We start from the raw sequence: 24,686 nt of genomic DNA on the forward strand, positions 1-24,686 counted from the left end.
GCATGGCGGGCCACCCAAAGCCGTCCGTTAAAGACTAAAAGCCATGCCCCAATTTGTCGGACGGCACCCCGCAGGGAGAAGGGGTGGGAAGCGGTGCGCCGTCCTAGCGCGCTTTTTCGTTTGAGGTCCGACGGTATCGGGGGCTGCCCGTCCCCCGGTTTCGATCTGCTCCTCGTTCCCCCAACAGATGGCGGCTGGCGCGTCATAAGACCAATCGAAACAGCGCTGGCCAAACGATAGAATTTATCTATCGTGTGGGCATGGTATCCATCCGGCAGCTCGAATATCTCATCGGTGTGGCGGAGGAGGGGCATTTCGGCCGCGCGGCGGAGCGGCTCAACGTCTCGCAGCCCACGCTCAGCCACCAGCTGAAGGCGTTGGAGGAGCGGCTGGGCACCGCGCTGCTGGACCGCGCCGGGCGCGGCGTCTCCGTCACCCCCGCAGGGCGCGAGATCGTGGACCGCGCGCGCGCCGTGTTGCGCGAGGTGCAGGAGCTAAAGCATGTCGCAGCCCTTGCCGCCAGCGGGCCGCTGGGGCGCGTACGTTTCGGCGTCAGCCCCACGCTCGGCCCCTATCTGATGCCGCAGGTGATCGCATCGCTGCACCGCGACGTGCCGGACCTGAAGCTCCTGATCCGCGAAGGCATTCCGGACCGGCAGATCGGCGAGATTGCGCATGGCGGGATCGACATGATCCTGGCGCCGATGCCGGTGCGCGGGGAGCATCTGCATGTCGAACATCTGTTCGACGAGCCGCTGGCGGTGATCGCCCCGCCGGAACACCCCTTCGTGAAGCGCGACTCCATCGCGCTGGGGGAGCTAGCGGGGGCCACCTTCGTCACCATCGACCGGCGGCACAATTATCACCGCGCGATCGAGCGGTTGTGCGAACGCAGCGGGGCGGTGCTGATGGGCGATTATGAGGGCACGAGCCTCGACAGCCTGCGCCAGATGGTGGGATCGGGCGTGGGCCTTGCGCTGCTGCCCGAGCTCTATCTGCGCTCCGAAGCGAGCGGCAAGGACATGGTGCGGCGCCTCAACATCGAACGCTGGAGCGAACGCCGCTCCATCGCCGCGGTGTGGCGCAAGAACGCCGCCTATGCGGACGTCTACGCCGAAATCGCCCGCCGCATCGCCGACCAGGCACGGGTGGAGCTGGCTTGAGAGGGTAGAGATTCAGGCCACAACGCCAGGTGTCTTGGCTGGTCGATCGGCGCGCCGCCCGATGGCGCGCCGATCGAACTCAGTTCGCCTTGCCCACTCGGAACAGTTCACCGTCAAAATCCAGGATGTAGACCAGGCCGTCGCCGCCGACCGTGAAGGCCACCGGATTGTCGATCGTCCCCACTTCCGGCTGTAAATCGTCGCTGCGGTTTTCGACATTGTTCATATCCAGCGTAGTGCCGCTGACGAAGTCGCCCGAATAATTCCAGATATTGCCATTGGCGAAATCGGCGAACAGATATTTGAGGCCAGGATAGCCACTGGCGCGCACGCCCATGATGATCGAATTGCCCTCGAACCAGCCCGAGCCATGGCGATATTGCAGCACCGGGTTTGTCAGCATGCTCGTGGTGGAACCTTGATAGGGCAGCGTCCCTTCGCGCACCGGCCAGCCGAAATTGGTCAGCGCGCCATCGGTGGTGCTCAACCAGTCGATCTCTTCGACTTTGTCCTGCCCCACATCACCGATGAGCAGATTATTGCCATCGAAGGTAGCGCGGAAGGGATTACGCAGGCCCAGCGCATAAACGGTGGGATCGCCGCCCGATCGCACGGTGTAGGGATTGCCGGCCGCAGGAGAGAGTTGAAAATTCCTGGGTACCGAGGCGCCCGCATAAGGATCGGCGTCGTAACGGAAGCGAAGGATCTTACCCAGTTTGGACTGCGGGTTCTGCGCATTGCCTTCCGGGTCCCCGGCTCCGCCACCATCGCCGGTGGCGACATACAGGTTGCCATCGGGACCGAACGTCATCCAGCCACCATAATGATTGGTATAGGTCGGGTGAGGGATGGCGTAGTTCGTTACGCCGTCCCGGCTGGTCCCGCCGGTTGCGTAGATCGTTCGCAGTTCGATATCGCCATTTTGCGCCACAGCGAACACGATCATGCCGCTAAAATTGGCGAAATCCGGCGTAGGTGCCATGCCGAGAAGCCCCCCTTCGCCAGCGGTACTGATGTCCGTGACGGTGGTTGCCAGCGTTTTAACACCCGACATATCGACAGAATAGATGCGGCCGCCTTTCTCGCTCACGAAAAGCCGGTTCGATCCCGGAACCGGCGTAACGAAAGTAGGCTGGTTGAAGCCGGTGGCCACCCGCGTGACCGCGATGCCCTCCTTGTCATTGGTTACGGTAATCTCGACGGTCTTACGGGCGGTTTCCTGTCCATCGCTGACGCTTACCTCCACCACGTAAATATTGTCGAGGTTGGAATCGCGCGGTCGCTCGTAGTTCGGCGCGACCTTGAACACGAGGTCTGAGCCGTTAATCGAAAAGAGGCTGGCATCCGCCCCGCCCGAGACCGAATAGGTCAGGCTGTCGCCATTCTGATCGCGCCCGTCGATCCGATAGGCAGTCGCATTGTTCTCCACCACTTTCGCAGTGCTGCCCGATGCAATCGTCGGAGCGACATTAGCGGCCGGGGGCGGCGGTGGCGGAGTTGAACTGCTGTCGCTTCCGCCACAGGCGGCAAGGAGCACGGTAAGCGCCAGGGGCATGGCACGAAGCCAATGTAGTCTGTTCTTCATACTCGACGACTAACGTCGGACGATATCTTTGTCGATCAAGTCTATCGAATAGTTTTACCTGCAAGTTCGGCAAACGATCGCCGTGAAACCGTTCAGCGGACTGACCGGTTTCGTCCTTTGCCCCTTCCCGCATAGGCGGGAAGGGGCCCAGAGCCTCGAGTCAGGCCGCTTTCTTGCGGCTCGCTTTCTTGCGCTCGTTGGGGTCGAGGATCGCCTTGCGCAGGCGGATGCTCTGGGGGGTTACCTCGACCATCTCGTCATCGTCGATATAGGCGATGGCCTGTTCCAGCGTCATGCGCGTGGGCGGGGTCAGGCGGATGGCGTCGTCCTTGCCGGTGGAACGGAAGTTGGTGAGCTGCTTGGATTTCAGCGGGTTCACTTCCAGATCGTCCGGCTTGGCGTTCTCGCCGATCACCATGCCTTCGTAAACCTTTTCCTGCGGGCTGACGAACAGGATGCCGCGCTCTTCCAGCGCGTTCAGCGCATAGCCGACCGCTTCGCCCGTGGAGTTGGAGATCAGCACGCCGTTCTGACGGCCGCCGACGGCGCCCTTATAGGGCCCGTATTTCTCGAACAGGCGGTTCATGATGCCCGTGCCGCGCGTGTCGGACAGAAATTCGCCATGATAGCCGATGAGGCCGCGGCTGGGGGCGGAGAAGGTGATGCGCGTCTTGCCGACGCCGGAGGGACGCATCTCGGTCATCTCCGCCTTGCGGCGCTGCATCTTCTCCACAACCGTGCCGGAATGTTCGTCGTCCACGTCGATTACGACGGTTTCATAAGGCTCCTCGCGGCCCTCGGGCCCATCGCGGAACAGCACACGTGGACGGCTGATGCCGAGCTCGAAGCCTTCGCGGCGCATGGTTTCAATGACAACGCCGAGCTGCAGTTCGCCGCGGCCCGCGACTTCGAAGCTGTCCTTGTCGGCGGCTTCGGTCACGCGGATCGCGACGTTGGTTTCCGCTTCGCGCATCAGGCGATCGCGGATCATGCGGCTGGTCACCTTGTCGCCCTCGCGGCCCGCAAAGGGGCTGTCGTTGACGGCGAAGCGCATGGCGAGCGTCGGCGGATCGATCGGCTGCGCGGCGATCGGATCGGTGACGTCGGGCTGGCAGATGGTGTTGGCGACGGTCGCGTCTTCCAGGCCGGCAAGCGCGATGATGTCTCCGGCGCGCGCTTCTTCGACGGGAACGCGTTCCAGGCCGCGGAAGCTCATCAGCTTCGTCGCGCGGCCGCTCTCGATCAGCTTGCCGTCGCGGTCGATCGCCTTGATCGGATCGTTGACGCGGATGGTGCCGGACTGGACGCGGCCGGTCAGCACGCGGCCCATGAAGTTGTCGCGGTCCAGCAGGGTGGCGAGGAACTTGAACGGCGCATTCTCGTCCAGGCCGGGGGCCGGCACATGATCGCGGATCAGCTGGAACATCGGGTCCAGCGTGCCTTCGCGTGCGTCGATATCTTCGCTGGCATAGCCGTTGCGGCCCGAGGCGTAGAGCACCGGGAATTCCAGCTGCTCATCATTGGCGCCCAGGTTCACGAACAGATCGAACACCTCGTCCAGCACTTCGGAGGGGCGGCCATCGGGACGGTCGATCTTGTTGACGACGACGATGGGCTTCAGGCCCAGCGCCAGCGCCTTGCCGGTGACGAACTTGGTCTGCGGCATCGCGCCCTCGGCGCTGTCGACCAGCAGGATCACGCCGTCGACCATGGAGAGGATGCGCTCCACCTCGGCGCCGAAATCGGCGTGGCCGGGCGTATCGACGATGTTGATGCGCAGGCCTTCCCACTCGATCGACGTCGGCTTGGCGAGGATGGTGATCCCGCGTTCCTTTTCCAGATCGTTCGAATCCATCGCGCGCTCCTCGACGCGCTGGTTGTCGCGGAAGGTACCGGACTGACGGAAGAGCTGGTCGACGAGGGTGGTCTTGCCGTGGTCAACGTGCGCGATGATCGCAATGTTGCGAAGGGACATGGGGGCGGGCCTTGGAAATGAGAGGGGTGCGGCGGGCGCGCATCGCCCGCATCTCGCACGCACGGCGCCCATAGCGCCTATGCTGCGCTGCGACAAGGGGCGTTGGGGTGGATGTTGCGGGAGAGGAGCCCGTCGCCCCACCCCGTAAGTCCTGAGCTTGTCGAAGGACGTCTATCGGGCGAGCGCCGCGCGTCTAGGAGAAGCGCCGTTGGCCCTGCGGGCCGTCTGCGACTCCGACAGGCTCAGGGCTACGGGCTTTTCCGCTGCCCTGTCCCCTGTCCCGCCCCCGCCCCGCGCCGAAGGTTTCAGAGCACGTCGAAAAACGTCGCTAACCCCCAAACCTCGCGCTGCGCCCTTGCGCTCCCTCCGCCCCACCGCCACAGCGCGCTAATCCATGATGCTCCTGCGCGCCTTTACCGATCGCTTCGTGCTGCTGCTGTTCGCCACCGTGCTGTTGGCGAGCGTGCTGCCGGTGAGCGGGCGCTCCGCGGAGATTGCCAGCATCGTCAGCTCGGCGGCGATCTTTCTGCTGTTCCTGCTCCACGGCCTGCGTCTGCCGCGCGAGGAGCTGGGCCGCGCGCTGAAGAACTGGAAGCTGCAGGCGGCGCTGTTCGTCTTCGTTTTCGCGGTGATGGCGGGCGCGGGCTACGGCCTGTCGCACCTTGCCATGATCTGGCTGCCCACCGATCTGGCGCTCGGCCTGTTGTTCCTCGGCACCCTGCCCTCCACCGTGCAATCGGCCACCGCTTATTCCAGCCTTGCGGGCGGCAATGTCGCCGCTTCCGTGGTGGCCGCGGCGCTGCTCAACCTCGTCGGCGTGGTGCTGACGCCGATCCTCTTCGCCGCGCTGGCCAGCACGGCAGGCGTCAGCGTGACGGGCGATGCGGTGATCCGCATCATGACCATCCTGCTCCTGCCCTTCGCGCTCGGCCAGATCCTGCAGAAATGGCTGCGTCCGCTGGTGGCCGAACGCAAGGCGCTGGTGACCTGGATGGACCGCACGGCCATCGCCATCGCGGTCTATGTCGCCTTTTCGGGCGCGGTGGTGGACGGCGCGCTGGGGCAGGTGAGCGCGAGCGAGTTTGCCGTGATGGGCGCCGCGATCGCCGCTTTCCTGGCCTTCGGCTTTGGCGGGGCGTGGCTCGTCGGCGGGCTTCTGCGGCTGGACGGGCCGGACCGGCGCACGATGCTGTTTTCCGGCGCGCAGAAATCGATCGCCATCGGCGCCCCGCTCGCCGCGATCCTGTTCAGCGCGGACCGGGCAGGTATCATCCTCCTGCCGGTGCTGATCTACCACCTCTCCCAATTGGTGCTGAGCGCGCCGCTGGCGGCAAGATTGGGTGAGAAGCGCGGATAAACGCAACATGATTGCGAGGAGCAGATGGCTCCAAGGATTGCACTGTTCTGCCAATACAATACAGTGTAAGACGAACGGGCTTGATGACCGGCCCCGCGCCGTCCATCTTTCCCGCCAAAGGAGCAGACACGACCATGGCCGAAGCCACCCAGACCGCCACCGACAGCAAGCTGGAACTGACCCCGCCCGATCCGGTGCCGACCGTCAGTGCGGAGCGAGCCGCGGGCCTTGTTCCGGTGAGCGAGGAGAAGAAATCCAAGCTCGACGAAAAGGTCGAGCAGTTCCTGGCCGATCTCGTCGCGCAGGACGTGAACTCGCCCGAATTCGGCAAGCGGGTCGATCAGATCACCAATATGGGCCGCAAGGAATTGCAGGCCGCCGCCGGCCAGTCCAACCGCTTCCTGGACCGGCCCGTGCGCGCGATGGACGAAACCAGCGGCGTCGGCGCGGACCTGGCCGAACTGCGCCGGACGGTGGAGGATCTCGATCCCAGCAAGCGCGGCAAGCTGCTGCAGAAGAAGAAGCTGTTCGGCGTCATCCCCTTCGGCAACAAGCTGCGCGACTATTTCGACGGCTACAAGAGCGCGCAGGGGCACATCTCGTCGATCCTCGACCGGCTGAAGAACGGCAAGGACGAGCTGTTGATGGACAATGCCGCCATCGATGTGGAGCGCACCAAGCTGTGGGCGGCGATGGGCGATCTGGAACAGATGATCCACATCTCCAAGACCATGGACGCGCGGCTGGAGGAAAAGGCGGACGAACTGGATCATAGCGATCCGGCCAAGGCCAAGGCGATCCGCGAGACGGCGCTATTCTATGTGCGCCAACGCACGCAGGACCTGCTGACGCAAATGGCGGTGACGGTGCAGGGTTATCTCGCGCTCGATCTGGTCAAAAAGAACAATGTCGAGCTGGTGAAGGGCGTGGACCGGGCCAGCACGACCACCGTCGGCGCGCTGCGCACCGCCGTCACGGTGGCGCAGGCGATGACCAACCAGAAACTGGTCCTCGACCAAATCACGGCGCTCAACACTACCACTGCAAACATCATCGAAGGCACCGGCAAGATGATGCGCGAGAATACCGCGCTGATCCACGAGCAGGCGGCGGGCAGCACCATTCCGCTCGAAACGCTCAGCAAAGCGTTCCAGGATATCTACGACACGATGGACACGATCGATCAGTTCAAGCTGCAGGCGCTCGGCTCCATGAAGCAGACGGTCGATGCGCTGGAAGGCGAGGTGGAGAAGTCCAAGGGCTATATCGCCCGCGCCGAGGGGCAGGCCGCCGCGCTGAAGGACGCGCGCGGGGCCGAGCCGGAGCTGCTCAGCGCGCTGGGCGCGGAGTGAGGGGCTGAAGCCGATGGTCACCGCCTCCGATCATGACGCCGTGATGCGCAGCGCCGCCCGCGTGATCCCCGATCAGCGGGCGCGGCGCGAAGGCTCGATCGGCCAGCGCTCCAAGGAGTTGAAGCGCAAGAAGGCGCTGCAGAAGCTCGCCATCGGCGCGGGCGGCGCGGCCGCGGTGGTCATCGCCGCGATGATCGCGGGGCTGATCCTGAACGGCATCGGCTTTACCGGCGTGATGATCGCCATCGGCCTGATCCTGCTCGCCTTCGTGATCGCCGCGATGCTGCCGGGCCTGCCCGAGCCGACGCCGGAGACGATCCAGAAGGCCGACCTCAAGACGCTCGCCGGCAAGACCGAAATCTGGCTGGAGCGTCAGCGCCCCGCCCTCCCCGCGCCCGCCGTGACGCTGATCGACGGCATCGGCACGCGGCTGGACCAGCTCTCCCCGCAGCTCGCGACTTTGGGCGAGAACGATCCGGCGGCGCAGGAGGTGCGCAAGCTGTTGGGCGAATATCTGCCGGACATGATCAACGGCTACAAATCGATCCCCGAACCGTTGCGGCGCAAGGACAATGGCGGCTCCACGCCCGAAGAACAGCTGATCGGCGGCCTGCGCACCATCGACCGCGAAATCGAGACGATGACCGGCCAGATCGCGCGAGGCGAGCTCGACAAGCTGGCGACGCGCGGGCGGTTTCTGGAGCTGAAATATGACGGGGCGGGCGAAGAGTAAGCGGCTCCCGCGCTTCAGCCCGACGTCATTGCGAGGAGCAGAAGGCGACGCGGCAATCCAGAGCCCCGCAGCGCTGCAACGGCCCTGGATTGCTTCGCTACGCTCGCAATGACGTGGTTCTGTTAGCGAACCATCGGTCACGAATGCCGCTGTAATTGGGTGGCGCGGAAACTACATCCCCAGCCGCCGCGCCACGCCCCAGGCCAGTGCCTTGCCGCGGTTGCTCGCGGGGAAGCGGCCCGGGGGTTTGGGGCGCATCCCCAGCTTGCGCAGCGTGCCGTTGAAAGCATGCGCGTTCGCCTCCGCCACGCTCCAGGCGGAACGCCAGGTGATCGACAGCGAGATGCTGGGCTCCGGCCCGTTGCGCACATAATGCGGCGCCATGACGGGGACGTAGATCGCCTGCCCCGGCTCCAGCGTCACATCCATGCCGCCGTCCGAAAAACCGTCCTGCCAGACGAGGTTGCGGTTGCCCCCGCGATGATAGCTTTCATGCGCCTCCTGCGGCGCGAACCGCGGATCGCCGGGCGGGTAGACGCGCATCGTCTTGGTGCCGCGCAATTGCAGCAGAATGTTGTGTTCGGGATCGAAATGATAGGGCGTCATCGAGCGCGGCGAGGAGATGAAGATATAGGCCTGCAGCTTCTTCATCGCGCCGGTCTTGGGCACGATATCGCCCTCCAGCTCCCCCAGCAATTCGTGCAGCAGCGCGGCATAGGCCGGATCGCTCTCCACATTTTTCAGCACCGCCCAGCTGTTCGCACCGTCGATGTTGCGGATGGTGTCGCCGATGCTCAGGCCGTTGGCAGGCACGTCCTCTGGGGCGATGCCGACGGGCAGATCGCCCAGATTATATTCGACGCGCGCCGGATCGAGCCGCTCTGCCAGATCGGCCAAGGCGGGCAGCGTCAGCAGGTCGTGATCGCGCAGGCCGTGGTGGAGCCGCCCCGGCACCTCCGGATAGAGCGCGGAAAATTCGGCGCGCGCGGTCTCGCTGAAAATCGTCATGTGCTGCTCCCCTATTTCCCCCGTGCCTGTTTCAGGCGCTTGTGCAATTCTTCAGCGGCGCGCACGGCGCGAAAATAAGCGCCCCGCCCGCGTCCGTTCAGCGCGATCGAGACGCTGCCGATGGGCCGCCGCGCGCGCCACAGATGGTCGATCATCGGATGGTCCTGCGCCGCGCAGCTGTCGATCCAGGCAAGGCTAGGATCGGCCAGATTCTGCAGGTTCATCAGCTGCAACTGCACACCGGGCGAATAACGCGCCAGTTCCTCGTCGAACGCGGTCTTGAAGGAGAACGCTCCCGCGCCCGATCGCAGCGTGACCAGCATCGCGATAGGCCGGCCGTCGAGCCGCAGGCCCTGCCGCAACAGTTGTCCGCGCGCCGCGGCACCCGCCATCGCCTCCCGGAAGAATGCGGCGGTTTCCGGTGAAGAGGCGAGCGCGGTTCCCTCCCCGCCTTTCCAGCCCGCCGCCTCCAGCGTCAGGAACTCTTCCACCCAGCGGTCCAGCCCTTCGTCGTCGGTCCAGCGATGCTCGGTCAGCGCGCCGAGCTCCTCCAGCCGCGCGCGTTGGCGACGTAGTTCCTTGCGTTTCTTCGGCCGAACCGCGCCTTTATAATAATCGTCCGCATCGCGCCCTTGCGCAAAGATGAAGGCGCGCGGGCGCACCTGCACCACATCGTGCCGACGCCCCATCGCATAGCCCGCGCGGCGCAATCCCTTGGCGAGCGGTCCGTCGAGCGGCAGGCCCTGAATATGCAAAAATCCGCCCCAGAAGCGCGCCTCGACCGCGCGGATGAGCGCAGTCCAGAAGACCTCTTCCGCCCCCGGCACCACCAGCGGGCTGCCGAGAAAGGCGTTGGCATGGCGCCAATTGGCAATGTGGCGGAACGGCCAGCGGCGATAGCGCCAGCTGCGCGTCATCGGCATCAGCCCGATCAGTTCGGATGCGTCGGGCGCGCCCTTCCAGAGCAGGAACAGCGACAGATCGTCCTCGCCCCGGCAATGGTGGATGGCGGGCATTAAAAGCGCGGGTTCGTAGAAGATATTGGGCTCGCCCGCCATGTCGGCGAGGGCCTGCCAGCGCTCCAGCAGCGCCGCATCAATATCGTCCGGTGCGCGCCAGCTAAACTCGGCTCGGGCAAATCGATCGCGCGCGGAGGCGCCGCGCTTACCCATGATCAGCCCTTCCGCCCGGCGAACAGCGCCAGCTGCCGCGCGGCGTTGCGGGAAAGATCGAACTCGTCCACCACCTTGGCGCGCCCGCGCTCCGCCATTTCGGCGGCCTCTGCCGGGTCGCTCACCAGCCGCAGAATCGCCGCGCCCAGCGCGCCTGCGTCCTTTTGCGGCACGAGCAGGCCGTGCTCGCCATCGGTAATCAGCTCCGGAATGCCGGAGATGGCGGTGGCGATCGCGGGGCGGCGATAGGCCAGCGCCTCGATCATGACATTGGGGATGCCCTCCATCCGCCCGTCCGGGCCGATGATGCTGGGGCACAGGCAGATCTGCGCCCCGGCATAAGCCTCGGCCACCGCCGCGAAATCCTGCCGCCCGCGAAAGTCCATGCGCTCCGCGATGCCTGCCTCCCGCGCGCGGCGTTGCAGCGCTTCGGCGCTCGGCCCGGTGCCGATCAGAACGCAGTTCCAATCGCCAAGTTCGGCATTGATCCGGGCGAGCGCGTCGATCAGATATTCCACGCCTTTTTTCGGCTCCAGTGCACCGACATAGAGCAGACGCGGCGCGGCGGGATCGATCGGCACGGGCGCGGCCGTGATGGCGCCGGTATCGATGCTGCTGTGGATCACCTCAATATCCAGCGCGCGGCCATTCGGCAGTTTCTCGCGCAGGAAATCCCACCCGAAATCGCTCACCGTGCGCACGCCGTTTGCCTCACCCAGCTTTTCGGGCAGAAGCTTTTGCGTGCGAAAAATGTCGTGCGCGCGGCAGCTCACCGAATATTCCGGGCCCCCGAAGCGTCGGCCAATCCAGGCGGCGGTTGCGGGGTGTCCGGCGAACTCGGCATGAACATGCGCCGCGCCCCATTTCCGCGCGTCTGCTGCGATGGCGAGCGCCTTGGGCAGCAGCGCAAGCGATTTGGCCAGAATCTTCGGTTGCCGCTTGTAGGCGCGCACGATCTGGCCGACCGTCCTGGCGAGCCGCCACGGATGCCGCACCATCGCGGCGGCGAGCGCGCCCAGCGCCTTGCCGCCAGCCATCGCGATCTCCTGCCGCGCCGCCATCAAGGGCTCGGCGAAGCTGTGAAGCTGCTGATCGGCACGAAACGGGGCGACATGATAGAGCCGCAGATCGGCCCCCTGCCGCCGGAACTCCATCAGATCGCGGTAGATGAAGGTCTCGGTCGCCTTCGGAAATTCGGTGACGATGATGGCGAGTTTCATGGCCCTTCCCCCGCGCGGCGCGCCTCGAAGCGCTGCATCGCGCCGCAGGCCATGGCAAGCCCGATCATCAGCCAGAGATAGCGGAAATCCTTGTGCGGCATGAAGAAACTTCCGGCATAGAGCGCCACCAGCGCTGCCATGATCGCGTGCGCCATGCGCGCCAGCAGCGGATCGACCGCGCGGCGTGCCGCCCGTGCCACCGCGAGGAAGGCCGTGCCGAGCACGCCCATGAACAGCGCGAAACCGATCAAGCCATATTCCACCGCGGCATCCAGATAGGTGTTGTGCAGCTCCCTTGGGTTCAGCGTGCGGCCCGGCAGGAAGCGATATTCCGCCTCCACATAATGCGACGGAAAATTACCCGGCCCGACACCCCAGATCGGCGATTGCTGGAGCAGGTCCCAGCCGATCCGCAGATAGGTGATGCGGCGATAGAGGGAGCGGTCCGCGGCGAAATTCGCCACCGCCTCGAACCGGGCCAGCGTGGTGGCGGGCACGAAGAGAAGGCCTATAGCAGCCAGCGCAATGCCGCCGAGCAGGATAAGCGGAAACCAGCGGCTGCGGTAGAAGCGGAACAGGATGATGATGCCGCCGATGCCAAGGCCAATGACCGCGCTGCGCGCCGATGTCATCACGATCGCGGCGCTGCCGATCAGAATCAGGCCGATCAGCACGGGCCGAAAGCGTTTATATCCGCTGGCGAGCAGGCCGGCGGCCAGCAGCACCGCGACCATCAGCATCTGCGCCACGCTGGTGGGGTTCAGGTCCGATCCGCCGGCGGAGCGGATATTGCCCTCGAAGTCCGCCTCCACCGCGGCGACCGAGGTGGAAAACAGCCGCGCGCCCGTCTTCGTTTCGTAGATGATGATCAGCGCGGTCACGATCCCCGCCCCCATGATGCCCCAGAGCACCGGTTGCAGCAGCTTGGGCTCCCGCAGGAAAATACCGACCAGAAACGGCAGCAGCATCACCGCGATGGCGCGGATCGCATATTCGAAGGCGAGCGCGTGATATTGCGCGAACACCGTGCACACGCCGATCCAGCAGATCAGCAGCGCAATCAATTTTGCGCCCAGCGGATCGACCATCACCGGGCGCTGCTTCACCGGCAATGCGATCAGCAGCGCAGCCAGCCCGACCAGCAGCGCGAGCAGAAGCTCGAACGGGGAGAGCGGCAGGAAGCCTATGAATTTCTTGGCGACCGCATCGAGCTGACCAAAAATCGCGACCAGCGTCAGCGCCAGCGTGCCGAGCGCCAAAATCCCACGGTCGTCCACGCGCGGACGGGCGGACGGCGCCGCAGGCGCGTCGATCTCAGTCGTCGAAAAAGGCGACATGCGGACGCTGGCCGGTCAGGGTTTCCAGACTTCGCGCCAGCGCTTCGGCCTCGTTCCGCATTTCGGTGCGGGTGGCGAGCACGATGTTACCGGCCCTTGCCACGAGCGCATTGAAGCGGCCCGGCTCGGTCAGCGCGCCGCGCACGATCAGGCTGACACGCCGCGCGGTCAGCCCGCTTTCGCCTACGCGGTTGTCGTTGACGCCCGCCAGGATCTGCGTGTCGATGCCGCGGCGGGACAGCATATCGCCGATCGCCTGCGCCGCGATGCGTGAATCTTCCGGATCGTCCAGGCTGGCGACCGAAATCGGCATGCCGTTGGCGATGGCAGGCGACAGCCATTGCATGAGCATATCGCCGAGTTCTGACAGCTGCGCGGGGCTGTAATGCGGCGGCTCCTCCGGGCGCGGCAGCAGGCGGTGGTCGTAATGCGGAGAGGCAAGATCGCGCTCTTCCAGGGCCGTGGCGGGGCTGTCCGCCGTATCGGCTTCGGCCATATCGTTACGCGCTTCGGCATCCGAAGAAGGTTCCAGCGCAGCCGCCTCCTGATTGGAGCGCGGGGGCGGCGCGACCAGTGAGGGACGTGGGCGCGAAGGCGTGGCCGCTGCGCTTGCCGCGATCAGTCCGCCACCTCCGGCAACCGCGAGACTGGCGAGCGCGGCCTGCGAGAAATCATTATCCTGCGCCTCGGCAACCGGCGCTGCCACCGGGCTGACGTCCGGTTCGGACACGGCGGCAACGATCGGCGCGGTGAACGGCGTCTCATCCTCAGCCATCGCATGCTCTTGCTCCTTCGTCTCCTCCGAAGGTTTTACCGGCACATCATAGGCTTCCGGTTTGGGCTCGGACTCCGCTTCAGGCTCCTTTAGCTCGTGCAAGGGATCGGCTGCGGTCACGAAAGCCGGAGTTACGGGGGCGGCCGCGATATCCTCATCCGGCTCCGCCTTCACCGTGCGCACGCGCTTTTGTTTCGGGCCAAGCAGCAGCAGCGCCATGCCCGCCAACGCGCAGCCCAGAATGAAGCCCAGGATGGTGTTCAGCAGCACCTTGGGCGAACTGCGCACGGCCGGCGGCTCGGCGCGGTCGACGATGCGGATGCGCGGAATGTTGGTGAGGTTCTCGGTCTCGCTGAACTGGGTGCGGCGCGTCAGTTCGGTCACTTCATCAGTGAGCGCCGAGATCTGATCGTCGATGTTCTTGATCCGCAGTTCCTGGCGCGACAGCCGTTCGAGCTGCGCCTGGATCGAGTTCACCCGGCGCTCTCGCGCGGCGCTGGACTGGCGCGCGGCGGCGGCCTGCGGCTTCTGCAAGGCCAGCTGCTGTTCGATCTCGTTCTGCGTGGTGCCGAGCTTGCCGGTCCGCTGCGCCTGCAGCGCATCGACACGCGCCTGCGCGGCGGAGGCATCGGATCGATCGGTGGTAAGCGCAGCCTGCTCGGCCAGCTGCGCATCGAGCAGCGCCTGCTTCTGCCGGTCGATATCGACCACGCCGAGCCCGATCTTCAGCTCGCGCGACTGGTTCTTGAGATCGGACAGCTGCTGCATCTTCCGGTCCAGCTCCGCCTGCAGGACGTCAGACAGTTGCTGTCCGGACTGGCGCGATAGGCTCTGCGCACGGGCCACCACTGCATCGGCCAGCGCATTGGCGAACCAGGCGGCGGAACGCGGATCGTCCCAGCCCACCGTCAGCTGCATCATATAGGTACCGTCCAGCGATTCGATCACCGTCGCCTCGCCCAGCTCCGCCACCATCTTTGCGCGCGGCGGCAGTTCGGGCGCGCTGCCATAGTTCAGGATCGACAGGATGCGGCCGGGCGAGAATCCGGGCGGCCCCTGCTGACTGGCGAGCCATGCCTTCTCGCTCATCCCCGCCGCCTTGGCGCGCATGGCGATATATTCGTTCACCACCTGAATGCGCGTTTCGCGGGCGCGCGCATATTCGGCATAGGTCTGCAGGAGGATCAGCCCGCCCTCGGTGGTCTGCCCCCGCGCGAACTGATTGGCATAGCCCAGCTCCTCCGATGTCGGCACGACATTGAGGCTGGTGCTTGCTTCATACACCGGATCATCGGCGAGCACGAACACGCTGAACGCCCAGGCGCCAACGGTGCAGACCAGGATAAGGGCCAGCAGAAGCGGCCAGCGCGACACGGCGGCGCGGCCATAATAGAGGAAGATGTTCTCTTCCGGCGGGGCGACGGTGCTGCTCATTGGAGGAAGCTGAACCGGGGCGCGATGGTGATGCCGTTCAGGCCGATGATGTTGCGGATCGTCTCCGCCTTGTCAGCGGTGCGCGCCAGCCGGCTGGAAGGCACGATGACGATGCTGTAGGGCGCGAGATAGCCGATCGAACCGGGGGCACCATCGAGGATCGCCTGCAGGTTGACGAGCCGCGCGTCGACGCGGTCTCCATTGGGCGTCAGCACCACGACCTGACTGAGATCGGCGCGCTGATTAGGCCCGCCCGAACGCGCAAGCCCTTCCAGCATGGTCACGCCGTCGCGGTATGCGAAGGCGCCGGGGTTGGTGACTTCGCCCATCACAAAAATCTGCGGCAGTGGCGGCGGATTGGCATATTCGACCACCGAGACCGATACGACGGGCTTCTCCAGCTTGGGCTGGTAGAGCTTTTCGAGGCGCGCCTGCAATTCGCCGACGGACACGCCGCGCGTCTGGACCGGGTCGAGCAGCGGCGGGGTGAGAAAGCCCGATAGCTGCACACGCTGATCGGTGTTCAGAACGGGGAAATAGGGGAAAGTCAGCCGCACCACATCATTGGGCGAGAAATCGCCGCGGCTGGCATAATAGGTCTCCAGCATGGCGTTGGCCTGGCGCGCGACATCGCGCGTGCCGGGATCGACCGCGATGCTGGCGGGCACATCATATTGCAGCTGCGGCGCGCAGGAGGCGAGCGCGCTCGTCGCCAGCAGGCCGGCCATCAGCCGCCGCACGGGCATTTGCCTCACTTCATTCGTCATCGCGCGCATTCGATTCGCCTTTCAGCGGGTCGTAGCGATGAAAAAGCCACGACCGGCACGTTGCGCCTGCCACGATATGTTGAACATTGGTTTAATCATAACCGCGCGAAAGCGTCCGCAAGTGCATTGGCGGAGGCGGCGATATCGTAGCGCGCGGCCGTTTCCTGCGCCGCGGCCGCGCGGGCTGCCACTGCATCCGGCGCGGCGGCAATGGCGATGATGGCGGCGGCGAGCGCGGGGGCATCGTCCACCGGCACGAGGCACCCTGTGCGCCCGTCCTCGATCAGTCCGCGCGGCCCGTCGCTGGCCGCCGCGAGCACCGGGGTGCCTGCCGCCATCGCCTCCACCAGCACATTGCCGAACCCCTCCCGGCGCGACGCGAGCACAAACAGATCGGCTTCGGCGAGACGCTGCGAAAGATCGGCGGCGTGGCCGGCGAGGCGCACCTGATGGCTAAGCCCGAGCGATGCGATCCGGGCGCGCAGCGGCGCTTCCTCTGGGCCTTCGCCATGAATGATGAGCGAAAAGGCGAGCCCGCGATCGCGCAGCAGCGCGCAGGCATCGATCAGGATATCGAACGCCTTTGCAGGGACCAGGCGGCCCGCCGAAACGAGGCGCAGCGGCGCGTCCGCCGTGCGTTCGCGTGGACGACGAAAGTCGATGCGATCGACCACGGGGTTGGCGATCACCGTGGTGGGCGGCAGTTTCGGTACGACATGGGATAGCTCCGCACCGATCGCCTCGGTCGGCACGAACAGGGCGTCGGCGCGCGGCAGCAGGCGGCGCATCGCGGCGCGGCGCAGGAAAGGCCATTTCGCCTGCGCCAGATAAGCGCGCGGACTTGTATGCTCGCTGATGACGACCTTTGTTCTCGTGCCGCGCGCGGCTGCACAGAGCGCCAAATTCATCGCGCTGGTCGCGCTATAGGCAATCTCGACGCCGTGGCCGCGCAGCATCGTGCGGATGCGACTCGGCAGACGCGCCGCGCGTGCGCCGCCGAGATCGATCACCGGCACATCGTCCGGCACCTCCTCCAGAAACGCTCCCTCGACGCGCTTCAGCATCAGCATCGGCGCAAAACGGCTTCGGTCCAGCGCTTTGCACCAGTTCAGCACTGCCCGCTCGGCCCCGCCGGGGCGCATGTGCGGCAGCAGGAAAGCGACCCGCTGCGCGCTCATGCGAAGCCGATCCGCTTCAAGAGTGGCCGCGCGGCAACCACCAGCGTCATCATCTCCTGCTGGCGGATTGCGAGCGCGGATAGCGCATAGGCCAGGATCACCGCGCCGCCGATCACGATACCGTCCGCGATCCACAGGAAAACGCCCTGCGGCGTCGGGAAAATTTGCGCCGCGCCCCAGCCTGCCAGCGCCGCCACGCCCGCGCAGGCCAGCGCGCCCAGGCTCTCACCCAGCGAGCGGCGCAGCCGGAAATCGGGGAAGCGATGCTTGCAGACGATAAGGCACAGGATGCTTGTGAAGATGGTCGCGCCGATCACCGCCAGGCTCAATCCGATCAGCCCATATTGCGGCACCACCGCCCAGACCGCCACGAAGCGCAGCGCCAGGCCAGAGGTGCAGAGAAACAGGATATGGACGAGCGGCGATCGGTGCGCATCGCTGAAGATCGCGTTCAGCGCGATATTGCCCGGCATCAGAAAGATCGCCGCGATCGAATAGGCGGAGGTCACGAGCGCGGTTTCCGCCTGCGCCGCCTCATCGAACCCGCCATGGCCGAACAGCACCGCGACGACGGCGGGCGCAGCCATCGCCAGCGCGATCGAAAAGGGCAGTTGCAGGAACAAGGTACCGCGCAGCATCTTGCCGAGCGCGCCAGCCGCCGCCGCGCGATCCTCGCTTGCCATCATGCGCACGATCTTGGGATAGAGCACGGTCGTCAGGCTTGCGGTGACCAGACCGGGGAGGAGGGAGACGAGGCGCGTGCCATATTCCATCGCCGCGACGGTGCCGGTGGGCAGCTGCGTGGCAAAGGCGAAATCGATCATCACCGTCACCTGAAAGAAGGCGAACATGGCCAGCGCCGAACCGATACGGCCGCGCGGCGAGGCTTTGACGGGTGCAGCAGGCTCATCAGGGGTTTCGAGGTTCGCCAGCCGCCGATGCATCACCAGCGCGCCGCCCGCCAATAGCGAGAGAGAGACCAGCCCGGCGCCCAGCATCGTCCAGCCCACCGCCAGAATGGCGAAGGGCGGCACGAGGAAAAAGAGAAAAAGGATCAGCAACAGCCGCTGAAAGGCGCGGGCCGATTCGCCGAAGAAGAATACGCCGCGCGCCGCCAGATAAGTGAGCAGCAACGCGGAGAGAACCGCGATGGGCAGCAGCGGGATCAGGATGGCGAGAATGGTCGATCCGATCGCCAACCGCTCGCCCGCGAAACCCGGCGCGAACAAGCCGATGATCGGGGCCGGAAACAGGATCGCCACCAGCGGCACCAGCAGCATCGCGCCGATCACCCAGAGCACGGGGCGCGGCAGGGTACGCCAGCTCGGCCGCTGCCCGCGATCGATGCTAAGTGCGATGGATGGCATTGCGAGCTGCTGCACCAACTGCTTCACCAGCTCCGTCATGCCTACCGTCGCCCGCCGCGCCATGAAAAAGGCATCGAGCTGCGCGCCCGCGCCGAAGCGGTTCGCGAGCAGGATCGCGACCAGGAAGCTGAGCGCGGTGTCGAACCCGCGCACCAGGAAGATGCCGATGGTCGAACGCGCCATCGCCCTGCGACCGGATGACGGGCGCGGCGCTGCTGTAACGGGTTCGCTCATCCGCGGCGAAGGCGGGGCCGGTTCCACGCCGGCGGAACGCGCGATCCGCGATAGCGCCGACGCGATTGCAGATTGAGGCCGAACAGCCGCGTTTCCACCATCAACTCCCCGGTCTCTTCGAAACCGATGCCAGCCTGTGCGCGGTAGCTCGTTTCATTGCCAATATCGCAATAGTTGAAGACACGGGTCACAGCGCGCGCGTTCATCTGGCGCAAACCGAATGCCGCCAGCAGCCGAGCCACGCTGCGGTCACGGTGCTGATGGTCTACCATCATGCCGAAAGCATAGGCTTCGCCTTCGGGCACCGTGACGAACAGCCTGCTGTTCGGATCATGAAAATCTTCGGTAGAGGCCCAGATGCAGGCGATTGCCTGTCCATCCGCCAGCGCGAACATCCCAATTCGTCCGTCTTCCAGCAGGCCTGCGAAATCGGCACATCGATGAGCCAGCCATCCGCTGAGGGGAGGAACGGCATCACCGCGCGTCAGCTCGACCAGCTTCACGCCGTCCGGCACCGGCGTTGCGTCGGCAGGCGGCAGATCGTCGGTGCGGCGGGCCAGGATGAACGACAGCTCCTGCCGGAAAACATGGTCGCGAATTGCCTTTGCCGCCATACCGCGCAGACCCAGCTTGCGCAGATTGGCGGCCATATGCTGCAACCGGCCGCTCCGTTCGGGCAAGGCGCCGTTCTCGCTCATTTCAGGACCGAGCGGACGAGCTGGCGCGATGTAAAGAGCAGACTGTGTGCCACCGGCTTCAGCGCGATGCTGTGCATCGGCAGCATTACCCGCCGGTGCGGGCGGAACGCATTCTTGAACTGCATCCGGCCCTTTTCGCCCGGATCGGACGGCTCGTCGATCGGCACGCCGGCCAGATCATATCCCACGCATCCCGATGCCCGCGCACGCCGCATCGCTTCCCACAGGAGGAGGTAATTGCTGGGGATCTTCGGTTCGGCATCGGTGCTCGCCAGGGTCAACCAGATCGCCTCGCCGCCCTGATGGACATAGGATGCCGCGCCCAGAAGCACGCCGTCCTTTTCGGCCAGCAGCATGGCCCCGCCAAGCTCCTCGATCAGCCCCGCCTGCGCCTTTGCATCCGGCGTCGACGACATTTCATAAGCCGGGCGATTTGCATCAAAGATATCGAGCGCGCGCTGGAAAGCGGCGATATCGGCCTCGCTTTCCACCGCACGCACCTGAACCCCGGCCTTGGCGGCCGCCTTCAGCTTGCGCCGTCCGCTCTGGCCGAAGCCTGCAAGAATGTCGTCCTCCGGCTTGTCCAGCCAGACGATACCGGTCGCGACGTGGAGCGATTGCTGTGATGCGGGCAGCGGGGTGGCTCCGGCGGCGCGCATCGCCTCCGCCTTCACTGGAAGATCGCGGCCACGCACGCGCGGTGCCAGCTGCCACGTGGCGGCCCCCGCATCGCGCAGGACATCGCCGATCGCGCGAATCACCTCACCCAGATCGGCGGGATCGCGTACCAGCGGCCCGCGCGCGGAACTTGCCAGCCAGTAAGGGCCCGCCAGCTTGGAGCGGCGCACAACCGCGCTGCCGATGATGGCATCGTCGCGGCGGCAGATTACTGCCAGATAATGATGGCGCGGATGCGCGGGCACCGCTGCCAGCCAGCCGGGCGTCTGCTGATAGGACCAGAACGGGCAGCTATCCACGAAGGCGGCGAACGACTGGCGCGTCCCCCCATCAAACTCATCGATGATTTCAGCAACGGTCACCCGTTACTCCTTCGGTTGCTACGCACATATAGGGCATGCTTTTGATAAGGCAGCGGGACACCCTCATCCAAGCGCGTTCACCTTAAAATCAGGCGCTTGTCCCCGTTTGAGGCGCTTTACTACCGAAACTTTGACAATTCGGTAGGGAAAGGTGCTTAGGATCATTTAAATTCCGTCCTCGGAGAAGCATGCCTTGTCCACAACGCTCCAACAGTCGCCCGAGCTGGCCGCGTCGCGTGCGCCGGACTGGTGGATGGATGCGTGGCGCATGGCCTATTGCGATGAGGCGAAGGCGCGGGCTCCTGTAGCCGGCCTACCGCTCCACGGCGCCAAGGGCGCGGCCCGTCTGCAAACACAGACGAACCTGCAATCAAGCTATCTGGATGTGGAACCCGGCGTCAGCGATGCCGATGCGCTGGCGCAGGCGCTCTTCGCCGATCCGGCAACGGCGATGGTTTCGCTCGATTATCTGTCGGAGCATTCGCGTGCGCTTGCCTTGTTGCGGAAGGTGAAGGATTTTCACCGGCTGGAGCGACGCCATGCCTCGCGCGCGCTGACCGATACGTCGCGGCCCTATGAGGAATGGCTCGCGGGCCGCCCCACCAAACGCCGCAAGCGGCTCCGCGCGCTCGATCGCGGCATGCCCGGTGCGATTGCCGCAAGCTTCACCGTCCACGCCCGTGCGGACGACGCGCTGCTCGAAGCGATTTTCGCACTGGAGGCGAAGGGCTGGAAGGGCCGCGGCGGCACGGCCATCAGCCAGAACCGCGCCGATCTTGTGTTCTACACCGAACTCGCGCGCGCCGCGGAGCGAGAGGGCGCGTTGCGCATCATCACGATTCATGACGGTGCGCAGCTTGTCGCCTTCGAATATGATGTCCTGCTTCAGGGCCGTCTCCTCAGCGCCAAGGTGGGATATGATGAGGAATATGCCGCATTGCAGCCGGGCAGTTGGCTGGCGCTACGGACGATATGCTGGGCGTGCGCGGAACCGGATATCCGGCTGATCGATATGCTCGGCAACAGCGCGCATATCAGCGAGAACAAGGCGCGCTTCGGGGATTTGCGGGAAGATCTTTGGCGGGTTCGCCTGTACCGTCCCGGTCCGCGCGGAACGTTGCTCTATGCCTGCCACACCGCGCGGCAGCGACTGAGCGGACTGAAAGCACGGCTGAGGCGGGCACGGTGACGCGCAAGCAGGAACGAAAGCGGCGCTTCGGTGCCGGAATCCTCGCGCTGCTGGCCGCGCTCGGCTGTCTGTGGGCGGCGAGCGCGGGCGGCGCTGCGCTGTGGTGGCTGGCCGGAGTGGCCGCAGCGCTGATCCTGATGCATAAGGCGATGATCGGGCCGCCGGGCGTTGCCGTGCTCACCTATCATTCGGTCAGCCCAGATCCGGGCTGGCTCCCCTGGTCGCAGGAAACCGCCGTTTCGCCCGAAACCTTCGCCGCGCATTGCAGCATGATCGGTGCGCCGGGGCTTCTGGCGATCACGACCGATGAGCTGGTGCGCATGCGCGCCGCTGGAGAACAACCGCGCGGCGACGAGATCGTGCTGCATTTCGACGACGGCTATCTCGACAATTGGCTCTACGCCGCGCCGATCCTGGAGCGCCACGGCATTCCTGCTAGCTTCTTCGTTTCGCTCGATTTCGTCGAGCCGGGCGCGCTCATCCGCACCGCCCCTGATGCGCGCGACGTCTCCGGCTATATGAACTGGGCCGAGATCGCGGCGATGCAAAAGGTCCGCGGGCTGGAGATCGAGCCGCACGGTGTGGACCATGCCCGCATTCCGGTGAGCGAGCGCGCCATCGACCGGCTGACCGAGGCGAACTGGCGCAAACATGCCTGGCTGCAATGGCACGGCACGAACGGCCCCAAACATGACTGGTATCGCAGCGACGCCCCGCCCGCCGTGCCGATCGGATCGCCTGTCCCTGAATCGGGCCTCGCGCTGGCTGTGCGCGGCTGGGTGAACGGACGGCGCGAGGACGTATCCGAACTGGAAGAGCGCCTGCGCGAACAGCTGACGCTATGCCAGACGGTGTTCGCGCAGCGGCTAGGCAAGATGCCGCGCATCTTCTGTTGGCCGGAAAACAAGGTCGGGGCCGAGGGCCGCCGCATCGCACGCGAGCTTGGTTTCGCGGCCACCACCGGGGGCAAGGGCCGCAACCGCGCGGATGAGCCGGCGGACGTCATCTCCCGCCTGCACATGGGAGACCGCGCGCTGGGATTCCGCTGGCTGGCCGCCGAGCGGCTGCATTTCCGCGCCGCGGTGCGCCTCGCCCAAGGCAATCATTATTATTACGCGCTCATCGCGCCGATGAACCTGTGCCGCAAGCTGGTCTTCGCCTGGCGCAGGCGTTTCGGCAAACCATTCGCGTGATCGAGGGTTTGGCCTGGACGCTGATTGCGCTGATTGCGATCACCTTTGCGGGCTATCCGCTCGCGGTGCTGGCGCTTTCCCGCTTCGCTCCGGCAAGGCCTTGGCACCATGCCGGCACTGCCCCGGCCCATGTACCCGATATCGCAGTCCTGATCTGCGCCTATAATGAGGCCGCACATCTGGGCGCGAAGCTGGAAAGCGTGCTCGCCGAAACCGCGCGCTGGCCCCGCAAAGCGGCGATCTGGGTGGCCGACGACGGATCGAGCGATGCTACCGCCGCCATTGCCGAAGGGTTCGGCGTGCATGTGCTGCGCCTGCCGCGCGGCGGAAAGGCGGCGGCGCTGAACGCGCTCAGCGCGCGCGTGGAGGGCGACATCCTGGTGCTGAGCGATGCCGATCCGCTGCTCGCACCCGGCAGCCTTAACGCCTTGATCGCGCCGTTCGACGATCCGCGCGTCGGTGCGGTCGCGGGCGAGGTCGAAAGCGCGAAAGGCGCCGGCGGCGGGCGGTTCGACCGGCTCTACCGCGCCTATGAAAGCGGCCTGCGCGAAGCCGAGGACCGGTTGTTCGGCTGCGTTTCCGCCGATGGCGGCCTGCTCGCCATCCGCCGCGAGCTTATGCCGCATGTCCCGCCCGACGGCACCGACGATTTCCACATTAGCACCGCCGCCGTTGCCGCGGGCAAGCGCATCGCCTTTGCACGTCATGCTGTGGCGATCGAGCAGCCGATTGCGGGCGGCAGGAAAACCATGCGGCGGCGCGTTCGCATTACCGTGCGCGGCCTCACCGCGCTCTGGCGGCGGCGCGGGCTGATGAACCCCGCGCGCACCGGCGGCTATGCGCTCGGCCTGTTCTTCCACAAATTCGCCCGCCGCTTCGCGCCCGTGCTCGTCCTGCCGCTGGCTTTGTGCGCCTTCGCGCTCGCGCTCACGGGCAGCGCGTTCTGGACGCTCGCCAGCCTCGCCATCCTAGCCGCCGCAGCGCTCGGCTTCATCGGCTGGTTCGCCGAACGTCGCCTGCCGAAAATCTTGCGCGTGCCCTATTTGCTCGGCCTGCATCTGACCGGACTGATCGCGGGCGTGGCGCTGTTCTGCTGGGGCACGCGTTATGCGCAATGGACCCCGCAAAAGAGCCTCTCATGATCCTAAGAGCCGCCCTCCCTCTGCTCGCTTGCGCCATAGCCGGCTGTTCCTCGCCCGAGCCTGATATGTCCGGCTGGACCGCTGAGGCCGCCGAACGCCCGCGCCCGCTCGCTCTCTCCGATAATTTCGATGAAGGCCTGTGCACCGGCGATTGCCCCGGCGCGATATGGTATTTCCGGCAGGAGGTGGAGGGGCACCTGTCTGTGGTGCCCGATCCGCGCGCGCGCGGCGGCGTGCTGCTGGCAGAGGCAGGGCCGCGCACGGGCCGCGTCCCGAAGGCGGCGCTGGTGGCGCGCTTCCCGCGGATCGGCGACGGCCAGAAACTCGCGATCGCATTCGATGTCATGATCCCGCGCGGCAGACCGCTGAATTCGGTTCATCTGCTCGATCTGGAATGCGCGGACTGCGGCATGCGTGGCAATCCCGGCATTCGCCTTTATCTGCGCCGCGGGCGACTGCGGATCGACCGCGCCAAGATCGGCATTGAACATGCCTGGACCGATGACGCCGCACCGCAATTGGAGCAGGGCCGCTGGCACCGGATCGAAGCGGTGGTCGACCTGGCACCCGATGATCGCGGCGGCGCGCGGGTGCTGTTGGATGGGCGGCCGGTGCTGGAGGCAAGCGGACGCACGCTGCTGCCGCGCCGCGATGCGGGGATCGACCGCATCCAGCTCGGCATCACGGCGACGAGCAACGACGTGCCTGCAGCAGCCCTTTTCGACAATTTCAGCGCGCGGACGCTGCGTTAGAGCCGCGCGTTTCCC

Annotated in this window: 20 protein-coding genes; 8 read left to right on the forward strand and 12 right to left on the reverse strand. The window is 65.7% G+C overall.

The window, feature by feature from the left end; all coding sequences use genetic code 11:
• Window positions 1-260: 260 nt before the first annotated feature.
• Window positions 261-1,163, forward strand: coding sequence for a LysR substrate-binding domain-containing protein (locus H7X45_RS09175; protein ID WP_187334601.1), 903 nt, complete (start codon window positions 261-263; stop codon window positions 1,161-1,163).
• A 79-nt stretch (window positions 1,164-1,242) separates the two neighbouring features.
• On the opposite strand, the gene H7X45_RS09180 is transcribed toward H7X45_RS09175, so the two are convergent.
• Both H7X45_RS09180 and typA read right to left on the reverse strand, forming a co-directional pair.
• Window positions 1,243-2,718, reverse strand: coding sequence for a PQQ-dependent sugar dehydrogenase (locus H7X45_RS09180; protein WP_187334602.1), 1,476 nt, complete (start codon window positions 2,716-2,718; stop codon window positions 1,243-1,245).
• A 190-nt stretch (window positions 2,719-2,908) separates the two neighbouring features.
• Window positions 2,909-4,723: a translational GTPase TypA gene (gene typA, locus H7X45_RS09185; protein ID WP_187334603.1), complete on the reverse strand. Its 1,815-nt coding sequence runs from the start codon at window positions 4,721-4,723 to the stop codon at window positions 2,909-2,911.
• Between the two features lie 394 nt (window positions 4,724-5,117).
• Here typA and H7X45_RS09190 point away from each other — a divergent pair, with 394 nt between their 5' ends.
• From H7X45_RS09190 to H7X45_RS09200, 3 genes are all read left to right on the forward strand, one after another.
• The gene (locus H7X45_RS09190) at window positions 5,118-6,080 is read left to right on the forward strand and encodes a bile acid:sodium symporter family protein (protein WP_246449416.1); all 963 of its coding nucleotides are present in this window, start codon (window positions 5,118-5,120) and stop codon (window positions 6,078-6,080) included.
• Window positions 6,081-6,214: 134 nt separating this feature from the next.
• Complete coding sequence (locus H7X45_RS09195; protein ID WP_187334604.1) at window positions 6,215-7,432, forward strand: toxic anion resistance protein; 1,218 nt, start codon at window positions 6,215-6,217, stop codon at window positions 7,430-7,432.
• Between the two features lie 13 nt (window positions 7,433-7,445).
• On the forward strand, window positions 7,446-8,165 hold the full coding sequence (locus H7X45_RS09200; RefSeq protein ID WP_187334605.1) for a hypothetical protein: 720 nt from the start codon (window positions 7,446-7,448) through the stop codon (window positions 8,163-8,165).
• 171 nt (window positions 8,166-8,336) lie between these two features.
• Here the strand turns inward: H7X45_RS09200 and H7X45_RS09205 are convergent, their stop codons facing one another.
• The 10 genes from H7X45_RS09205 to H7X45_RS09250 form a co-directional block, all read right to left on the reverse strand.
• Complete coding sequence (locus H7X45_RS09205; RefSeq protein ID WP_187334606.1) at window positions 8,337-9,173, reverse strand: cupin-like domain-containing protein; 837 nt, start codon at window positions 9,171-9,173, stop codon at window positions 8,337-8,339.
• Between the two features lie 11 nt (window positions 9,174-9,184).
• Window positions 9,185-10,345, reverse strand: a complete 1,161-nt coding sequence (locus H7X45_RS09210) for a GNAT family N-acetyltransferase (RefSeq protein ID WP_187334607.1) — start codon at window positions 10,343-10,345, stop codon at window positions 9,185-9,187.
• 2 nt (window positions 10,346-10,347) lie between these two features.
• Window positions 10,348-11,565: a glycosyltransferase family 4 protein gene (locus H7X45_RS09215; protein WP_187334608.1), complete on the reverse strand. Its 1,218-nt coding sequence runs from the start codon at window positions 11,563-11,565 to the stop codon at window positions 10,348-10,350.
• The gene (locus H7X45_RS09220) at window positions 11,562-12,902 is read right to left on the reverse strand and encodes an O-antigen ligase family protein (RefSeq protein WP_187334609.1); all 1,341 of its coding nucleotides are present in this window, start codon (window positions 12,900-12,902) and stop codon (window positions 11,562-11,564) included. Before H7X45_RS09220 ends, H7X45_RS09215 begins: the two co-directional genes overlap by 4 nt.
• Window positions 12,880-15,111 carry a hypothetical protein gene (locus H7X45_RS09225; protein ID WP_187334610.1) on the reverse strand — a complete coding sequence of 744 codons (2,232 nt, stop codon included), beginning with the start codon at window positions 15,109-15,111 and terminating at the stop codon, window positions 12,880-12,882. The genes H7X45_RS09220 and H7X45_RS09225 overlap by 23 nt, the downstream gene beginning before the upstream one ends.
• On the reverse strand, window positions 15,108-15,887 hold the full coding sequence (locus tag H7X45_RS09230) for a polysaccharide biosynthesis/export family protein (protein ID WP_187334611.1): 780 nt from the start codon (window positions 15,885-15,887) through the stop codon (window positions 15,108-15,110). Before H7X45_RS09230 ends, H7X45_RS09225 begins: the two co-directional genes overlap by 4 nt.
• A gap of 86 nt (window positions 15,888-15,973) precedes the next feature.
• Window positions 15,974-17,056, reverse strand: coding sequence for a glycosyltransferase (locus H7X45_RS09235; RefSeq protein WP_187334612.1), 1,083 nt, complete (start codon window positions 17,054-17,056; stop codon window positions 15,974-15,976).
• Window positions 17,053-18,606, reverse strand: coding sequence for a lipid II flippase MurJ (locus tag H7X45_RS09240; protein ID WP_187334613.1), 1,554 nt, complete (start codon window positions 18,604-18,606; stop codon window positions 17,053-17,055). Before H7X45_RS09240 ends, H7X45_RS09235 begins: the two co-directional genes overlap by 4 nt.
• A 47-nt stretch (window positions 18,607-18,653) precedes the next feature.
• A complete protein-coding gene (locus H7X45_RS09245; protein ID WP_187334614.1) occupies window positions 18,654-19,355 on the reverse strand; it encodes a GNAT family N-acetyltransferase in 702 nt (233 codons plus the stop codon).
• Window positions 19,352-20,395: a lipid II:glycine glycyltransferase FemX gene (locus tag H7X45_RS09250; RefSeq protein WP_187334615.1), complete on the reverse strand. Its 1,044-nt coding sequence runs from the start codon at window positions 20,393-20,395 to the stop codon at window positions 19,352-19,354. Before H7X45_RS09250 ends, H7X45_RS09245 begins: the two co-directional genes overlap by 4 nt.
• Before the next feature lie 193 nt (window positions 20,396-20,588).
• Here H7X45_RS09250 and H7X45_RS09255 point away from each other — a divergent pair, with 193 nt between their 5' ends.
• The 4 genes from H7X45_RS09255 to H7X45_RS09270 are packed head-to-tail and all read left to right on the forward strand — an operon-like array spanning window position 20,589 to window position 24,671.
• Window positions 20,589-21,584, forward strand: a complete 996-nt coding sequence (locus tag H7X45_RS09255; RefSeq protein WP_187334616.1) for a GNAT family N-acetyltransferase — start codon at window positions 20,589-20,591, stop codon at window positions 21,582-21,584.
• Window positions 21,581-22,777: a polysaccharide deacetylase family protein gene (locus tag H7X45_RS09260; RefSeq protein WP_187334617.1), complete on the forward strand. Its 1,197-nt coding sequence runs from the start codon at window positions 21,581-21,583 to the stop codon at window positions 22,775-22,777. Before H7X45_RS09255 ends, H7X45_RS09260 begins: the two co-directional genes overlap by 4 nt.
• Entirely contained in the window at window positions 22,774-23,919 is a 1,146-nt protein-coding gene (locus H7X45_RS09265; RefSeq protein WP_187334618.1) for a glycosyltransferase, read from the forward strand. Before H7X45_RS09260 ends, H7X45_RS09265 begins: the two co-directional genes overlap by 4 nt.
• The gene (locus H7X45_RS09270; RefSeq protein ID WP_187334619.1) at window positions 23,916-24,671 is read left to right on the forward strand and encodes a hypothetical protein; all 756 of its coding nucleotides are present in this window, start codon (window positions 23,916-23,918) and stop codon (window positions 24,669-24,671) included. Before H7X45_RS09265 ends, H7X45_RS09270 begins: the two co-directional genes overlap by 4 nt.
• Window positions 24,672-24,686: the final 15 nt, after the last annotated feature.

Origin of the sequence: Novosphingopyxis iocasae (assembly GCF_014334095.1) — a bacterium.
Classification (GTDB): Bacteria; Pseudomonadota; Alphaproteobacteria; order Sphingomonadales; family Sphingomonadaceae; genus Novosphingopyxis; species Novosphingopyxis iocasae.

What these genes read in the sequence shown, in the direction of transcription:
- H7X45_RS09175 (WP_187334601.1), top strand. Translation starts at nt 261, where the DNA reads ATGGTATCCATCCGGCAGCTCGAATATCTCATCGGTGTGGCGGAGGAG.
- H7X45_RS09180 (WP_187334602.1), bottom strand. Translation starts at nt 2,718, where the DNA reads ATGCCCCTGGCGCTTACCGTGCTCCTTGCCGCCTGTGGCGGAAGCGAC.
- typA (WP_187334603.1), bottom strand. Translation starts at nt 4,723, where the DNA reads ATGTCCCTTCGCAACATTGCGATCATCGCGCACGTTGACCACGGCAAG.
- H7X45_RS09190 (WP_246449416.1), top strand. Translation starts at nt 5,118, where the DNA reads ATGATGCTCCTGCGCGCCTTTACCGATCGCTTCGTGCTGCTGCTGTTC.
- H7X45_RS09195 (WP_187334604.1), top strand. Translation starts at nt 6,215, where the DNA reads ATGGCCGAAGCCACCCAGACCGCCACCGACAGCAAGCTGGAACTGACC.
- H7X45_RS09200 (WP_187334605.1), top strand. Translation starts at nt 7,446, where the DNA reads ATGGTCACCGCCTCCGATCATGACGCCGTGATGCGCAGCGCCGCCCGC.
- H7X45_RS09205 (WP_187334606.1), bottom strand. Translation starts at nt 9,173, where the DNA reads ATGACGATTTTCAGCGAGACCGCGCGCGCCGAATTTTCCGCGCTCTAT.
- H7X45_RS09210 (WP_187334607.1), bottom strand. Translation starts at nt 10,345, where the DNA reads ATGGGTAAGCGCGGCGCCTCCGCGCGCGATCGATTTGCCCGAGCCGAG.
- H7X45_RS09215 (WP_187334608.1), bottom strand. Translation starts at nt 11,565, where the DNA reads ATGAAACTCGCCATCATCGTCACCGAATTTCCGAAGGCGACCGAGACC.
- H7X45_RS09220 (WP_187334609.1), bottom strand. Translation starts at nt 12,902, where the DNA reads ATGTCGCCTTTTTCGACGACTGAGATCGACGCGCCTGCGGCGCCGTCC.
- H7X45_RS09225 (WP_187334610.1), bottom strand. Translation starts at nt 15,111, where the DNA reads ATGAGCAGCACCGTCGCCCCGCCGGAAGAGAACATCTTCCTCTATTAT.
- H7X45_RS09230 (WP_187334611.1), bottom strand. Translation starts at nt 15,887, where the DNA reads ATGCGCGCGATGACGAATGAAGTGAGGCAAATGCCCGTGCGGCGGCTG.
- H7X45_RS09235 (WP_187334612.1), bottom strand. Translation starts at nt 17,056, where the DNA reads ATGAGCGCGCAGCGGGTCGCTTTCCTGCTGCCGCACATGCGCCCCGGC.
- H7X45_RS09240 (WP_187334613.1), bottom strand. Translation starts at nt 18,606, where the DNA reads ATGGCGCGTTCGACCATCGGCATCTTCCTGGTGCGCGGGTTCGACACC.
- H7X45_RS09245 (WP_187334614.1), bottom strand. Translation starts at nt 19,355, where the DNA reads ATGAGCGAGAACGGCGCCTTGCCCGAACGGAGCGGCCGGTTGCAGCAT.
- H7X45_RS09270 (WP_187334619.1), top strand. Translation starts at nt 23,916, where the DNA reads ATGATCCTAAGAGCCGCCCTCCCTCTGCTCGCTTGCGCCATAGCCGGC.